At 57.8% G+C, this 14,088-nt stretch carries 13 protein-coding genes and 4 pseudogenes; 7 read left to right on the top strand and 10 right to left on the bottom strand.

What is annotated here, in order from left to right; genetic code table 11:
- Nucleotides 1-434 precede the first annotated feature (434 nt).
- Together IVA75_RS34430 and IVA75_RS40390 are read right to left on the bottom strand one after the other, a co-directional pair.
- Nucleotides 435-665, bottom strand: a complete 231-nt coding sequence (locus IVA75_RS34430; protein WP_247284208.1) for an ABC transporter substrate-binding protein — start codon at nucleotides 663-665, stop codon at nucleotides 435-437.
- Nucleotides 666-787: 122 nt separating this feature from the next.
- Nucleotides 788-904 (bottom strand): annotated as a pseudogene (locus IVA75_RS40390) (hypothetical protein); the annotation flags it as partial.
- A 729-nt stretch (nucleotides 905-1,633) separates the two neighbouring features.
- On the opposite strand from IVA75_RS40390, the gene IVA75_RS34440 reads away from it, so the two are divergent.
- From IVA75_RS34440 to IVA75_RS34450, 3 genes are all read left to right on the top strand, one after another.
- Nucleotides 1,634-2,833 (top strand): pyridoxal phosphate-dependent aminotransferase, encoded by a 1,200-nt coding sequence (locus IVA75_RS34440; protein WP_247284212.1) that lies wholly within the window; start codon nucleotides 1,634-1,636, stop codon nucleotides 2,831-2,833.
- Nucleotides 2,834-2,900: 67 nt separating this feature from the next.
- The gene (locus tag IVA75_RS34445) at nucleotides 2,901-3,566 is read left to right on the top strand and encodes an isocitrate lyase/phosphoenolpyruvate mutase family protein (RefSeq protein WP_247284215.1); all 666 of its coding nucleotides are present in this window, start codon (nucleotides 2,901-2,903) and stop codon (nucleotides 3,564-3,566) included.
- 427 nt (nucleotides 3,567-3,993) lie between these two features.
- Nucleotides 3,994-4,902: a LysR family transcriptional regulator gene (locus tag IVA75_RS34450; protein WP_247284247.1), complete on the top strand. Its 909-nt coding sequence runs from the start codon at nucleotides 3,994-3,996 to the stop codon at nucleotides 4,900-4,902.
- 226 nt (nucleotides 4,903-5,128) lie between these two features.
- Here IVA75_RS34450 and IVA75_RS34455 read toward each other — a convergent pair whose 3' ends face one another.
- The 3 genes from IVA75_RS34455 to IVA75_RS34465 all read right to left on the bottom strand — a co-directional run bounded on the left by IVA75_RS34455 (nucleotide 5,129) and on the right by IVA75_RS34465 (nucleotide 6,367).
- Nucleotides 5,129-5,674, bottom strand: coding sequence for a DUF2285 domain-containing protein (locus IVA75_RS34455; RefSeq protein ID WP_247284217.1), 546 nt, complete (start codon nucleotides 5,672-5,674; stop codon nucleotides 5,129-5,131).
- Between the two features lie 46 nt (nucleotides 5,675-5,720).
- Nucleotides 5,721-5,915: a DUF6499 domain-containing protein gene (locus IVA75_RS34460; protein ID WP_247284219.1), complete on the bottom strand. Its 195-nt coding sequence runs from the start codon at nucleotides 5,913-5,915 to the stop codon at nucleotides 5,721-5,723.
- Between the two features lie 173 nt (nucleotides 5,916-6,088).
- Nucleotides 6,089-6,367 (bottom strand): DUF2285 domain-containing protein, encoded by a 279-nt coding sequence (locus IVA75_RS34465; protein ID WP_247284221.1) that lies wholly within the window; start codon nucleotides 6,365-6,367, stop codon nucleotides 6,089-6,091.
- A gap of 462 nt (nucleotides 6,368-6,829) precedes the next feature.
- Here IVA75_RS34465 and IVA75_RS34470 point away from each other — a divergent pair, with 462 nt between their 5' ends.
- The 3 genes and pseudogenes from IVA75_RS34470 to IVA75_RS34480 all read left to right on the top strand — a co-directional run.
- Nucleotides 6,830-7,111, top strand: a complete 282-nt coding sequence (locus tag IVA75_RS34470; protein WP_247284223.1) for a helix-turn-helix transcriptional regulator — start codon at nucleotides 6,830-6,832, stop codon at nucleotides 7,109-7,111.
- A gap of 23 nt (nucleotides 7,112-7,134) precedes the next feature.
- Nucleotides 7,135-7,275 (top strand): hypothetical protein, encoded by a 141-nt coding sequence (locus tag IVA75_RS34475; protein WP_247284240.1) that lies wholly within the window; start codon nucleotides 7,135-7,137, stop codon nucleotides 7,273-7,275.
- A 524-nt stretch (nucleotides 7,276-7,799) separates the two neighbouring features.
- Nucleotides 7,800-8,034, top strand: a pseudogene (locus IVA75_RS34480) (transposase); the annotation flags it as partial.
- On the opposite strand, the gene IVA75_RS40395 reads toward IVA75_RS34480, so the two are convergent.
- Together IVA75_RS40395 and IVA75_RS34485 are read right to left on the bottom strand one after the other, a co-directional pair.
- On the bottom strand, nucleotides 7,922-8,422 hold the full coding sequence (locus IVA75_RS40395) for a hypothetical protein (protein WP_346658455.1): 501 nt from the start codon (nucleotides 8,420-8,422) through the stop codon (nucleotides 7,922-7,924). The pseudogene IVA75_RS34480 and the gene IVA75_RS40395 sit on opposite strands and share 113 nt — an antisense overlap.
- The gene (locus IVA75_RS34485; protein WP_346658456.1) at nucleotides 8,323-9,423 is read right to left on the bottom strand and encodes a transposase; all 1,101 of its coding nucleotides are present in this window, start codon (nucleotides 9,421-9,423) and stop codon (nucleotides 8,323-8,325) included. Before IVA75_RS34485 ends, IVA75_RS40395 begins: the two co-directional genes overlap by 100 nt.
- 221 nt (nucleotides 9,424-9,644) lie before the next feature.
- Here IVA75_RS34485 and IVA75_RS34490 point away from each other — a divergent pair.
- Nucleotides 9,645-10,549 (top strand): annotated as a pseudogene (locus IVA75_RS34490) (IS3 family transposase); the annotation flags it as partial.
- A gap of 60 nt (nucleotides 10,550-10,609) precedes the next feature.
- Here IVA75_RS34490 and IVA75_RS34495 read toward each other — a convergent pair.
- From IVA75_RS34495 to IVA75_RS34505, 3 genes and pseudogenes are all read right to left on the bottom strand, one after another.
- Entirely contained in the window at nucleotides 10,610-11,371 is a 762-nt protein-coding gene (locus IVA75_RS34495; protein ID WP_256465103.1) for an SDR family NAD(P)-dependent oxidoreductase, read from the bottom strand.
- A gap of 1,206 nt (nucleotides 11,372-12,577) precedes the next feature.
- The gene (locus tag IVA75_RS34500; protein WP_247284244.1) at nucleotides 12,578-13,927 is read right to left on the bottom strand and encodes an IS701 family transposase; all 1,350 of its coding nucleotides are present in this window, start codon (nucleotides 13,925-13,927) and stop codon (nucleotides 12,578-12,580) included.
- Between the two features lie 74 nt (nucleotides 13,928-14,001).
- Nucleotides 14,002-14,088: pseudogene (locus IVA75_RS34505) on the bottom strand (IS5/IS1182 family transposase); the annotation flags it as partial.

The following is a 14,088-nucleotide window of genomic DNA, read 5'->3' on the forward strand; positions in this document are numbered from 1 at the left end:
TTGCGCGAGAAGCATCGACTCAGCAAATCTCCCGGCCTGAGGCGTTTCCTGTCCGACGCACGATCAGCGGCGCGCATCGGAGCGCCGTGCGAGGCGCTTATCGCGATCGCATTCTCAAGCAGACATTGCAGTGAGGGACGCGACAAATCTCTCGGCTGCTTCAAGCGCGAACACTGGAGCCGCTGGTTCACTCCAGCGGACGAGCGAAGATCGATTTTACCATATAGGCCGCCGATCGGTAGCTCCCGGTTGTTGTTGACGCGCCGGTCGGGCCGCCCTTACGATTCGCGTAGCGCCAAGTCTGGTCTACGACAGTCGCGTGGCGGGCGGCGTCTCTTCCTCGATCAAGCGAGCGCTTCGAAACATGAATTCAACCTCTTGGTAGCCGAACCAGGCAACCGTCTTGCCGGCAGTAGCCAGGATCGCGTCAGGTGTCAGATAAGAACGTCTCTTTTCCGGGTCCGCTCGCTGGCGAGCAGGCCGTTCGCGCGCGCGGAAAGCTCGGGAAGGATGCGGTATTCGATGCCATCGAACGGGGGGCGACCGCCCCAATACGAATCGTAGGCAGCCAGCGAGACACGAATATCAAGCTTGTGGTCGAGGAGCTTGTAAGGACCGCGTCCAACAGGGGCTGTGGTCCACCGCTCCCACGAGCCCGCCGCCACGAAGGCGCGCTGACTGACGATCTCCGATCCCCAAGCAGCCAGACGCTGCCCGAGGAGCGCGTCGCCGCCCTTGGATGCACAATGACGGTAAAAGGATCAACGATTTCGACTTTCTCGAGCCGATCAGGCGACTGAAGCGCCTGGGACATTCCGCTGCGTCCAGGTCCGAGCAGGTGGTCAGGACCAAGACTAAGGGCGACATCTTCAGCCGTCAAAGACGTTCCGTCATGGAAAGCCACTCCCTTGCGCAGGAACAGCCGCAGGGACTGCGCATTGATCCGCTCCTAACGCTCGGCCAAGCCGGGCCGTGGCGCCATATCATGGGCATGGTCGAAGGTGATCAGCGTTTCCAAAAACTGCGGCATGGTCCGGCGAATGGCAGTATCGGTCGCGATGACCGGGTCTAAGGATCGCGGAAATCCGGACATGCCGGCCTTGAGGCGGCGACGCGTCAATGTCTTAGGCTCACTCTCCACAGCACCGGCGCCTGTGCTGGCCAACACGCTTGCGGCAACCGCGCCTGCGATGGCTTGCCGTCACGTCAGTTCGATATGGGTCATCACCCCCTCCGGTTCCACTTCCATTCCCACGGATGCCACGCCCGCGAATTCTTCGATCGGCACTGACATTGGCGGACCACCGAAATTGGGCGCTTGTGTCATCAGGCATATTCGCGATTGTGTACGACCTTAAAAACCTGAACTGCTGCGGCAGGATGACACTATCGAATAATTCGATGTAAGCTTGCGAAGATGCGATAGTTGGCACTTCTAAACGCAGACTGATGAAGAGGGAGAGCGAAGACGCAACGCACTGCGAACGGCCCAACAGCGCCGCACGAAGAAGCGATACGATTGTTGTAATCTTCGATGATTTTATCCAATGCCGCGATCCACCGGTTAGTTTGGTCGTTCGCGTTCGGATAGACGCCACGAAACCGCTCATTTGAACTCGAAGGATATTGCGTCTTGTCTCTCGTTTCAGAACGGCTCAAACTCGTCCGTCCCTCTCAAACTAAGGTCATGACGGCTCGCGCCGCCGAGCTGCGCGATCAGGGCGCCGACGTGATTACGCTCAGCCAGGGTGAGCCGGATTTCGACACGCCGTCCGTTATCTGTGAAGCTGGCATCCGAGCCATCCGCGACGGGAATACGAGATACACGGCGGTCGCCGGAATCAAGCCACTGCGGGCAGCGATCGGCGAGAGCCTCCGTCGCGATCATGGCCTCGATTACGGTATTGACCAGATCACGGTGGGCTGCGGCGCCAAGCAGGTCGTGTTCAACGCACTATTCGCTAGCCTCGATCCGGGCGACGAGGTTGTGATCCCAACGCCATGCTGGGTCTCCTACCCCGACATGGTGGCGCTGGCCGGCGGCAAGCCGGTGGTCGTCGCTTGCAGCGAACTCGATGGCTTTAAGCTCCGCCCTCGGGCGCTGGAGAAGGCGATCACGCCGCGGACCAAATGGTTGATGTTGAATTCGCCATGCAATCCGACCGGCGCAGTCTACAGCCGAGGTGATTTGCTCGCGCTCGCTGCGGTGTTGCACGAGCGTACTCATGTGCATGTGCTATCCGACGACATCTATGAAAAGCTCACCTACGGCGCCGACTTCGCAACAATGGCCGCAGTCGCGCCGGATCTCTACGAGCGCACCTTAACAGTCAATGGCGTGTCCAAAGCTGACGCGATGACCGGTTGGCGCGTCGGGTATGGTGCCGGACCTCTGGCGCTAATCAAGGCCATGAACCTCATCCAGGGCCAGACTTCTTCGCACACCAGCTCGATTTCTCAACATGCCGCGCTCGAGGCGCTGTCAGGGAGGCGGGACCATATCAAAGAGTTCGTGCGCGCGTTTTTGGAGCGCCGCGACCTTGTCGTGGCCAAGCTAAACCAGGCCAAGGGGCTTGCTTGCCGTGTGCCGGACGGTGCCTTTTATGTTTTCCCCTCTTGCAAGGGGGTTATCGGCAAGCGCACGCCGGACGCCAAGCTGATCGAAACAGACAGTGACTTTGCGATGTATTTGCTCGACGCTTTCGCCGTGGCTGTCGTGCCCGGCAGCGGCTTCATGGCCTCGCCCTATATCCGGATTTCCTATGCTTCCTCGTTCGAGGACCTCAACCGGGCCTGCGACCGAATCATCGCCGGCTGCGCGACCCTGTCCTGACAAGCTATTCTGATGTCCCTGCCAAAAGCCTGCGCGCCCGCATGGCCGAGGTGGCCTGGTCCACATCATGGCCGCCCACAGCTCATTTTCGGCGATTCTCGCGGAAGAAGCCGGATTTGACGGACTGTGGGCGTCCGGCTTTGAGCTATCTGCGCTTTATGGGCTGCAGGACATGAGCCTCATCTCAATGACACAGCATCTGGACATGCTGCGGGCGATCGCCGGACGCACGAGGCTGCCGATCGTCGCGGACATTGATACGGGCTATGGCAATGCGATTAGTGTCATTCACACTATCACGGAATATGAGCGGGCCGGCGGCAACGCCGTTATGATCGGCGAGGCGGCCATCACGGCCAGATCGGACGGGGATTTCCTCGTCATCGCCCGCACCGAAGCCTTGATTGCCAGCCTCGGCGAAGCGGAGGCCCTGCGTCGGGCGCGCGCGGAGGCTGGCGCGGACATGATCCTCATCCATTCGAAAAGGACGAATCCTTCCGAGATCGAAAGCTTTTCGCGCGCCTGGATGGAAGCGGTGCCGCTGGTGATCGTGCCGAACGCCTACCCTGACCTCGAGTCCAAGCGGGTCAAAACTTTGGGCAATGTCAGCATGATGATCTTTGGCAGTTACGGCATCCGTGCTGCTGCGAACGCCATGCAGGAGACCTCCCGACGGATCATCGCTGACGGCGGTGTCCAGAACGTCTACAAAGAATATTCTGCCGGTGGATGAGATCATCAGAATCCAGAGTATGCACGAGGTTAAGGCGGCTGAAGCTCGCTTCCTTCGCTGAACGCTGCGACTGATACTGCTGTCGAAATTTGAGAAGGAACTCAGGACCGCGCTCTGCTCCGGCGCACTCTAAACGCTCTTAAGATGTGGTCCTGTCGTCTAGACGACCCTCGATGTCGACGGCTCCATCAGCGGTAAGCCCCCTTGGCGGCACCTCGAGATCACCTTTTAAAAAAGCCGTCGACGGGAATCGGTAGTTGCGGGCCAGACCGCACGAACCGTAGCAAGAAGGCGGATTATGCGCGTGAGATATCGTTCATAAGCGGCAATCCGGCTACACACATCGAATAATGTGATGGAGCATTCATTTCCGGCAATGGCCCGCCGTGACAATCAGCGGACATTCCAGGATCTACCGGAGCAGAAAATGGCTGCCGAACACAATGAAGTGCCTCTCAATGCTATACGGGTGTTTGTGACCATTGCGCGCGAGGGAAGCGTAACGCGTGCAGCGAGCACATTGGGAACGACACAGAGCTCGGTCAGCCGTTATTTGGCTGTGTTACAAGACTACTTTGGCACCGGTCTTGTGCAACGGCGAGGCCGGCGGAACGAATTGACTGAATTCGGAAGGCTCTTCGCGAACGCGGTTGCCGAACCGCTTGACACAGTGTGTTTCACCGCGAAAAGGATGCGGCGTAGGATCCGAACGGACGCTAATCGACTCGTGGTCCACACGTCTCTTTCCACCTTCGCATACTCCTTTCTGATTCCGAATCTCCAGGCGTTCTCTGCCGAGATGGGCGGCGTAGTCGTCGACGTGATCAGTTCATTGTCTCCGCCGAGATCCTCCGACAATTTCGACATCTTGCTCACTCGCGATCTTTGTATCGCTGAACCGGCCGACGATTGGGCGATCTACAATGAGACGCTCGTATGCGTAGGTTCTCCAAATCACGTCATGGGAAAAACGCTCTCAACTGACCGTTCAATGCCAATTCTGAACATCACATCGCGGCCCGACATACTGCCAACATGGCTTAGAGCCATGAACCTTTCCGCAAAGGACATCAAGTCGGGGGCGCGATACGATCATAATTACCTTGCTTTGCCGGCCGTCATGACCGGAAAATGCCTGCTGGTGGCGCCTGAAATTATTGTCAGCGATCTCGTGCGGACAGGGGCGCTCCATGTGATACCAGGATCGCGCACTTCAAGCGGCATGCAGTATCGGGCTTATGCGGTGGACCGAAGTGACAATCCCGAGATCGCTCGTGCCTTTTGCCGATGGGTCGCTCGGCTCTGTAAAAAGGCCGCAACTCCGGAAGCCGCCTAACCGCGTATCGGTGTTAGCAGAAGTTCGATCGATGCTTTGAATAATGCTAGCGTCCATTTGCACGTGCAGACCGTTCCCGATCGACGGCGAGGCTCATTTTTAGGCGAGTACCGCGGCCAACCCGCAGTCCAAAACGCTAACCGCGCCTTGCTAGAACCCTCCGCCTTCAAACCGGCCGACTACAATCGTCTTGTGAGGTATCAGGGCCGCACCATCAACCAAAAGCTCAGGACCCCGCGCCCTTGTCTTTGCGGTTGCGACGGAGCAATGCGCGATAGCCGCCTCTCATCAGACGCAGCCCCGCCCGGACCAGGCGAATGGTCTGGCTGCGGAGATGGTCTGTTTTCCAGCCGCGATCGGGAATACGATGGTCGCCGAATAGGCCTTGCGCGATTTCGCGGTAGCTGTTTCCTTCCAAGGACCCATCGACTGCACGCAAGGCGAGGATAAGCCGATGACGGGTCAAGATTGGCAGCGTCAGAGGGGGTGGTCCGATGGGCCGCCGTTCAAGCGCCAGCCAAAGTCGATGAGCTGCCCGCACACGAACCTCGAAATTGCGATCGATCGGCAGGTCGATAGCAACCGATGAGCCCACCGGTGGCAGCTCTGCTAGCCAAAGGCGATGCTTCGCGCCTCCGAGCGCCACGACGGCATGCCATCCATCCGGCGCGCAACGAAGCTCGCTATCCGCTAGTTTGCTGAAATCCAGGTCATACCGTTTGGACGCCGTCGAGCGGACAGCTGCGCGCACGGGCAGCACGGTCGACAGCACTTCAGGCGCCCAGAAAATGGCTTGTTGGTCGAATGTCTTTTGCGGATCAGCTGCGAAAAGACAGCCCCCATCGCTGTCGGAAGTGATCCGTCGTCGCGCTGGATCGTTCGCTGGCGGCCAGGGCCATATAGTCTCTTTGGTACACGCAATTGCGGCGCAGCCATTCCCAGGCTATGTCCGCAGCTTCTGCTTTCTTGGCGTCAGGATAGGCTTCCTCTGATTTCCAGTCAGCACCTGGCATCGTACCACTTTCCCCGTATGTTCTTAACGCACATGCAAGGAACTGCAGCCCGACAAATGTGACGGTTTATGGTTGCACAAACGCAGATATTCGCTCTTAAATGCAGTTACGCGATGGGACGATCTAATTTTGCGATCGGACATCAACAGAAGTGACGTCCGTTTCGAACGCATTCATTCCTCGCTGTTCGGCCAACCGCGCTGCAGGAGATGCCGAAAGCCGTGACGCGCCGCCCATTTGGCGCGAGCCAGATGACTTTCAAAAGTACGGCGGGCGCGATCCGGATCCAGGGTGGGATCAATACCAAGCACAATGCGCGCAACTTCACGCCAATCAGCGTTATCGGCCTCGGCATCCAGCAGACGCATATAGGTGACGGCATGTTGCTCGTCATACGGCGTGAGCTGGGGCGCGTTAGGCGCGGAATCTGCGATCTTGGGATCGGGCGGCACTGCCTGAAAGTCCTACCAGATTGAGAAGCATCGATTTAAGCGAGGGTAGCCGTATTCAGAGCCTCTTCGTAGAGAACCGATTGTCGCGGTCTGCAGGATCCATCCTTGCCGAAGTCAATTAATGGCCGGCAGCGGTTATTCCCGTCGTCCCTTCGTTCGTTCGCTCCGACGATCGCCGGCATCCATTTGATCGCAGTCCGTTACGCTCAGAGCGCGATCAGCAGAACTGCCGTTCAGCGTGCGGCGCCGTCGGCCCGAATCAAGAGGCCGACATCGGATGCTGCTCGTCATAACTCGTCAGCACTGTCTCATTCGGCGCGACATGGCGATATCCGGATCCAGTACCAGCTCTTTCATTTAGCTTACGCGCGGACTCTGCTCATCTGCATTCTGGACGAACTTACCGCAATAGTACGTCTATAACCAGTGGTTTGATGGCCGCCAGAATGGCTGCTTTAGCGCATGAAAGCTCGTGCGCTTGTCGCCTGGAATGTGCGCCGGATCCGCGTAGATCGCGGTGTTCCGCAAGAGCGGTTGGCGTACGATGCCCGCATTGACCGCTCCTATATGGGCGGTATTGAGCAGCAATCGAAGAACCCGACGATTGATCTTCTCGACCGTATCGCGGCAACGCTTGACGTTCATGTGTCTGAATTTTTCATCCAACCACCCAAAGGTGCGGCACCTCCAAAGACCTTGCGTAAGGGTCGCAAGCCGGCGCGCCCACATCGCAAAAAGAAATAGCACTCTTCGCCGAACGAGGGTTTATGCTTGCTGCCCAAGCGGCAAACATCAATGTGGCAATTGCCGCAGATTTCACCGGACCCGACAAGAAGGTTGCCGCAGATTTAAGAAAATCCGCACGCGAACCCGTGGTGGGGCCATGGTACAAGCGGACAATTTTATGATCGAATCATCCCAGCCGTTTCGGGTGTTCCTCCCACCTCAACTTCGACCCCAAGGAAAGTAGTCCAGGATACTGTCGTGCTTCCCTGAACCTAGGGCACGCTTGAGCTGTACGGAAAGAGTACGAAATTCGCGAACGCGCATACACATCCGTCGCTTTCCATGCATTCGAGGACACACTGGAATGGGAACGATCTCTTTTTTTCGCGGCTAGCCAAACAAAGAAGCTTAGTATGATCGGTGGCCTAGCCTCCAGCGCCATACGCTTCACAGCTTACGGGTTCAAGAGCGTGTGGAGCATGATGTTCTCGCCTCGGTCGGCCACTCCGTAAAGAAAAGATGAGAAGCCACCCAATAACACGAGTGATGGTACAAACTGGAGCCTGACCACACTATCCAAGGATACTAAACAAGACGAGTGCGATCGAGAAACCGATGTCGATGATTGGAGCCGGCTCCGCAAATTTGAACAGTGGAGTTTCTGCCCGACAGCGGGCACGCTGGTGCCTGCGAATCAGGAGCGAGGATGAGCAGAGGAGCACGCCGGAACCATACACCGGCCTTCAAGGCGAAGGTGGCGCTTGCCGCCCTCAAGGGCGACCGGACTAGCTCAGCTTGCCGAGCAGTTCGACGTCCACCCCAATCAGATCACGGCGTGGAAGGCCCAGCTGGAGGGGGGCGCTTCCGGAGTTTTTGGACCTGGCAGCGCCGCGCCGGCCACGCCTGCGATCGATGTGAAGTCGCTGCACGCCAAGATCGGAAGCTGACGCTGGAGAACGATCCTAAGAAACGGCACCAGCTCCCGGTTCCAAGGGCTGCAGAACAAAGCCGAAAGCCTTGGCATGTCGGTGCAAATTGTTGATCACCCGCGTATGGTAGCGTGTCTCGTAGGACGAGGCCCCGGGATTGACGCAGTCCATTGTGACGAACAGCGTTGTAGAACAGGACTGCGATCTTGCGGGCTGTCGCGGTGACTGCCTTAGCCTTGCCGATGCGGGACGATAGTCTTCTATAAAAGGCGCCGAGCGCGGTGTCGGTGCGTCCGACGGTTACGGCAGCAAGGCGCAGAAGAGCTGCGGCCCGACCGCCGGATCGGCGCGTTCGTGACGAGAGCATTTTGCCTCTGGAGACCTTGTTGCTCGCCGCCAACCCCAGCCAGGAGGTAAAATGCTTTGCACTTGGCCATGAGGTAAGATTGTGGCGCATTCCGCGATCAGCTTCAGCGAGAGGTAAGGACCGAGGCCGTCGATGGTGGTGATGTCCTTTCCGAGCAGCGCAAACAACGACGCGCGTACGTCGAAAGCCAGAGCGTTCGCTTGATCGGTTCTGTTCCGACGCCGCGAGACCGGGGGCGCTGATTCATGATCATTACCCCTCTGGATAATGAGTTCCTTCAACACAGCTTCGATTCGGACGTCGCAGGCAGATGCCTTTTCGTGATACGCGTCGCAAAGGGCGAGTGCCTGATCGAGCGCAAACAGATGCTTCGCGCAGTAGCTTCCGGTGAGTGCCTTCGCGATCGTCTCGACACTGGAGTGGCAACTGTAATGGCGCAAGCACGCCAGCGCCTCAGGATCGCGGTCGCCGGCAAGGATCGCGCGAATGATGCGCAGGCCAGTCGCGCCCGTGATGTCGGCCACAACGTGGTGGAGTTGAAGATTCATCTCGGTTTTGCATGTGCTGGATGTGTGAGGCGGCGTACTCCAGCAGACGCTCGCGCTGACGCACGTAGGCTCGCAGCTCTGCAATCTGCCCCTTCGGCCGAAAGCTCGCCCGCAGCAATCCGAACGAATGGAGCCGCTGTAGCACTGCGCGTCGCTGACATCGGTCTTGCGCCCCGGCACGTGCTTGGCATCGCGCGCGTTGACAAGAAACACGGCAAATCCTCGTGCATCGAGAAGCTCAAAGATCAGAATCCAGTAGACGCTGGTTGATTCCATGACGACGGTCTCGACGCCGCATTCCACAAACCACTCTACCAGTTCATCGAGATCAGCCGTGAAGGTGCCAAAACTGCGTACTGGCTCAAATGCGCAATCAGCTCCTACGGCAGCCATGTGCATAGTCGCGCCAATGTCGATGGCAGCCGCGTTCGGGTGCACCATGGGCATGGTGCGGTCGACCTTGGACTTAGACTTCTTGCGGTTCATCTTCAATCCTCCTGCTGACAGAGGGGAAGGGCTGCGCTGCGCAATTGATCAGATTCCTAAACGAGATCGCCTATGCGGCGTCACCACTCTCAAGTCCGCAACAGCTCATGGACCAGGTTTTTTGACGGGGTTAAATGCCAGCAAAATCGTATCGGCCGCTCCCTTCCGAACGCAGTCCATCGCCAACCCGTTTCTATCCCACAGGGGGCGTGCAGCGCCGAGATCAGTTTTTTAGAAGGAGCGCTCACCAAGGCGGGATTGCTAAGCGCAAAGCCATGATCGACCGCGAGCATGATCTATCGATCACCAGGCAGGCGGAAGTTTTGCAGATCAGCCGCAGCAGCGTTAATTACCGCCGCGGCCCGTGTCGGACGCCGATCTCGCGATAATGCGGCATCTCGACCGGTTGCATCTGGAGTTTCCCTTCACTGGTTCGCGAACGCTGAGAGGCCTGCTGGCTGCCGAGGGGTGCAAGATCGGCCGCCGGCATGTCAAAACGCTGATGCGGCGGATGGGGATAGAGGCGCTCTATCGCCGTCCGCGCACCACCAGACCCGAGCCCGGCCACAAGATCCATCCATACTTGCTGCGCGGCATGGAGATCACGCGACCGAACCAGGTCTGAGCGATGGACATCACCTACATCCCGATGGCGAGTGGCTTCGTCTATCTCGCCGTGGTGCTGGACTGGGCGACACGTCGTGTTCTCTCATGGCGGCTGTCGATCACCATGGAAGCAGCCTTCTGCGTCGAGACGCTGGAGGATGCCTTGGCTCGTCACGGCAAGCCTGACATCTTCAACACGGATCATGGCTCGCAGTTCACCGGACAGGCTTTTACCGGCGTGCTCGCCGACAACGGCATCGCGATCAGCATGGACGGCAAGGGCGCATGGCGAGACAACGTGTTTGTCGAACGGCTCTGGCGCAGCGTCAAATACGAGGAGGTGTACCAGCGGGCCCATGACAGCGTCAGCGAGGCCCGCAGCTCGATCGGCCGAGATCTCGACTTCTACAACAGCAGGCGTCCCCATTCGAGTCTTGACGGCAGCACGCCGGATCAAGCCTACTTCACCCGGCTGCCACTCCGCATGGCAGCCTCACACCGGCAGAGCCTCCAGTTATGACGCGGAAACTCTGTTCAGACAACCGGGACCAGCCCTAAGTCATTGTCCGCGTAATGTTTTCTATGTACCGGCAGTGAGCCCGCCGTCGACATAGAGGATCTGGCCGGTGATAAACCGCGACAGTGACGACGCGAAGAAGTGGACGGCGCTAGCCACATCGTTAGGCGTAGCCAAGCGTCCAAGAGGAATATCCGCAGTAGCCCTCTGAAATGTCCTTGAGTCCGCAAGGGCCCTGTTGTTCTTGGGAGTTCGCACCCTACCCGGAGCAACGCCATTGACGGTGATACCGTATGTCCCGAGTTCGATCGCATGCTGTTTTAACAGACTGGCCAGCCCACCTTTTGCTGCGCAGAAGGCGCTGAAGCCGCGGCCACGAAACCCGAATGATGACCCAATGGAGAGAAGGTGGATTTGGCTGCCACCCTTTTGGGCTGCAATTTGATGCTCTGCCACTGCTTGCGAGAGAAACATTCCAGCGCGCAAAGTTCTAGCATAGACCTTATCGAACACTTCCTCCGTCACATCAAGCAGGTTCTGCTCTTTATTGAAGCCGACACAGTTCACTAGGATGTCGATCGAACCACAATGCTGTGCCACGGAGGCCGAAAGTTCGTTAATGGCCGCAACATTGGTCACATCGAGCTCCAAACCCATAGTGAAATGGCCTTTGTCGCTCAATTGGTGGGCAAGCGCGCTGGCTTGATCCCCATCTCGTCCGGCAATAACGCTGGTCGCTCCGGCGCTAGCCAGCGTTTCGGAGATTGTTGCGCCCATCGCTCCGTACCCACCGACGATCAATGCTACCTGGCCATGTAGGTTCATCGAATGCTTGACCTCGATAGCCGCATCCCTAACTGAGCTTCCCGGCCATGAAGCTCGCCGGATATAATCGTGGAGAATGAACCGGCGTAATGAATGCAGGATATGGCGGTGCACTTCCTATTGAGACGGTTTTTCACGAACTCTGGAAAGAACGTATTCGGCATGCCAGCTACCCGACCTGTTAACTTCGGCAGTAACATTGAAGAGCGACAGCAATCAATCAAGCGGATCGTACATGCATTCGGGCCGCCACGTTAGGCCGCAAGTTCAGTGCGAGCACAGAGCTCTTCATATGAACAGAATCATCCTATCGCTCTAGCATACCACGGCGGATACCTCGATCGTAAATAGAACCGACTGCAGATCACCGCAAAGCGTGCCCTAGCAGGATCTCTGGCGAGATGACCCAAGCGTACGCTTCCACGTACGCGTTGCAGCCATTGGTGGCCGAGACGGCCGGCGACCCGCTCGAAATCGGGCCGTCCAGAATCATCGATCGACATTGAATTGTTTTTCTTTGAGCCGAGCGAAACCCGCCATGTCGGCAGATGATGCAGGTCTTGTTCTCGGCCGTCAATCGCGATTGTAGAACTTTAGAGCCTCCCATAACTATCCCAATTTCGGTCGGCCATTAGTTGCCAGTAGCGCGAACCTTCCGTCCGTCAGCATCCCGAAAGCCCTCTGCCGCTGTAAGTGAAAGCGTGGCTTCAGGCCTTCTATTCCCGGCATAATCTCACTCGCAAATACGTTGCTCTGGCTCAGAGAAGCGCGAACCGACTAGCAGAAAAGCAAATGGCATGCCAACCGTTCCAAAAGACTTGAGTGCGTCGAACAAAATGACCCAGGCTGGTACCTAGGCATCCTTTCGACATCGGTTCGATGATCGGTTCCAGAAGCTTTCCCTCAGCACGCGAGGCACTTTGCGCCCCAGCTTTTGAAGGATCGGGCGCGAGTTGTTCGCTGTCGTTCAGGCACCCTGGCGCGCCGAAAGATCAGCAAATCGCAATGACGTCGTGGCCGGCGGCGCTCAGGTCAACGTCGACCGGCTCCAAAGGGCTTGACGACCTTCTGCTTCCATTAATATCCGGGGTTTGGCCATTTTAAAGTTAAAAGTCGGCACGCTGCCGCGCCGCGATTAATCGCGGATGCCGTGATTGAGAACTAGGCTAGCACTACTTTGGCAGAATGTGTTTTCGCCGCTGTTTTTCAAGGATTTGCTTTCGGCAATATGGGCACTGCTGGGGCGGCGGCCGAAGGATGAGATCGACGATGGCGTGACGTACGGCGGGCATAGTCGGTTGAGGCGGAGGCCCGTTGATTCTTTTTTTTTCGCCCCGCGTTTGCGAGGCGACGATGTTGCAGGAAGGCGTAGGCAATCATTGTCATAAGGGCGTGGCGATGAAGACCTTGCCATGATCGCCCTTCGAAGTGATCAAGTCCAAGTTCCTCCTTCAACTGTTGATGCGCCTGCTCACAAATCCACCGTGCCTTGATGGTGGCGGCCAGCGTGCGCAGATCCGTCGTCGCCGGAAGATTGGCGAGATAGTATTTCTTCTCCCCGGAGGCACGTTGCTCGCCAATGAGCCAGGCTTCGTCGCCTGGGAGATGCTGCTGACCTTTATCCCATATCCGCTGCGGAGGGCCGTCGGCGGTGCGGACACGGAGAGCAGCAAATCGGGCTTTGAGCCGACCTTTCGTCCCGCTGCGCCAACTCACGGTTTTCCATTTGGCGCTGGCCAGCATTTGTTCTGCCGCAATCGATAAGATATCGGGCACGTGGTGCTTTCGTGGTTTGCCACGGGCTTTGGTGATCGGCCAAATGAGCTTCACATCGACCGGATACACTTTCTGGTGCCGAGGGATACCGACCGCCCAGGCCAGCCCGCGCTCTGTTAGCCCTTGTCGAAACGGCGCGCTGAGGCCGTATCCTGCATCCGCCAGCACACATCCAAAGCGTATGTTGGCTGCCATCGCGCGGTCAATCTCGGCCAAAGCGATCTCCGGCTTGGACCGCGGCGTTCGGTGTTCGACTGGCACGCGAGCGCGCTTCAAGCGAGGCATGTCGCTTGTCCAGCTGTCAGGCAGAAAGAGACGTAACGCGACCATCACGGGCACTTCCCCGCGCGCAAGCGTTAAAGACACCAGCGTTTGGCAATTTGCAGTTTTACCGAGAGCCGACGCGTATTGAGCCGCAACACCGACCGATCGCTCACCCTTTTTCGGCAGTGAGGTGTCATCAATAACCAGCACCGCATCCCTGCCGCCGACAAGTCGGTCCGCCTGGTTGAGCAGCTCTGTCTCTAGCGGCGTCGCGTTCCAGACGCCGTCCGCAATGAAATGGTGCAACTGGTCGTAGTTGCTCGTGGCAAGGCGTTCCGCCATCGGCTGAACGCTCTTGCGATCGCCAGGACCGATCAATCCCGCAACATATAGAGGACACATCCGCTGTCGGGTCTTATGACCCAGCCGGTCCAAGAACGGCATCAGCCAGCGTTCGAGTTCGTCTTCCCATCCCGGCATGGTCAGCCCTCCAAGAGCCGACCACCCATGAATCATTGAACAATTGATTCGGGAATCCTATAAATCGCGGCAAAATCAACAATCTGCCAAAGTAGTGCTAGGGTTCAGACTCAATTGATCCAATAAGCGACGAGAGCGGCGAGGTGGACGGCGGCCAAGAAGTTTCTGGCAAGTTTGTCGTAGCGAGTAGCAACACG

The organism is Bradyrhizobium sp. 134, from assembly GCF_023074155.1.
In the GTDB taxonomy this organism is placed as follows: domain Bacteria; phylum Pseudomonadota; class Alphaproteobacteria; order Rhizobiales; family Xanthobacteraceae; genus Bradyrhizobium.

Excerpts from the sequence above, each read along its gene's own strand:
- IVA75_RS34445 (WP_247284215.1), top strand. The coding sequence starts at position 2,901 with ATGGCCGCCCACAGCTCATTTTCGGCGATTCTCGCGGAAGAAGCCGGA.
- IVA75_RS34450 (WP_247284247.1), top strand. The coding sequence starts at position 3,994 with ATGGCTGCCGAACACAATGAAGTGCCTCTCAATGCTATACGGGTGTTT.
- IVA75_RS34495 (WP_256465103.1), bottom strand. The coding sequence starts at position 11,371 with ATGAACCTACATGGCCAGGTAGCATTGATCGTCGGTGGGTACGGAGCG.
- IVA75_RS34460 (WP_247284219.1), bottom strand. The coding sequence starts at position 5,915 with ATGCCAGGTGCTGACTGGAAATCAGAGGAAGCCTATCCTGACGCCAAG.
- IVA75_RS34500 (WP_247284244.1), bottom strand. The coding sequence starts at position 13,927 with ATGATTCATGGGTGGTCGGCTCTTGGAGGGCTGACCATGCCGGGATGG.
- IVA75_RS34485 (WP_346658456.1), bottom strand. The coding sequence starts at position 9,423 with ATGAACCGCAAGAAGTCTAAGTCCAAGGTCGACCGCACCATGCCCATG.
- IVA75_RS34470 (WP_247284223.1), top strand. The coding sequence starts at position 6,830 with ATGAAAGCTCGTGCGCTTGTCGCCTGGAATGTGCGCCGGATCCGCGTA.
- IVA75_RS34475 (WP_247284240.1), top strand. The coding sequence starts at position 7,135 with ATGCTTGCTGCCCAAGCGGCAAACATCAATGTGGCAATTGCCGCAGAT.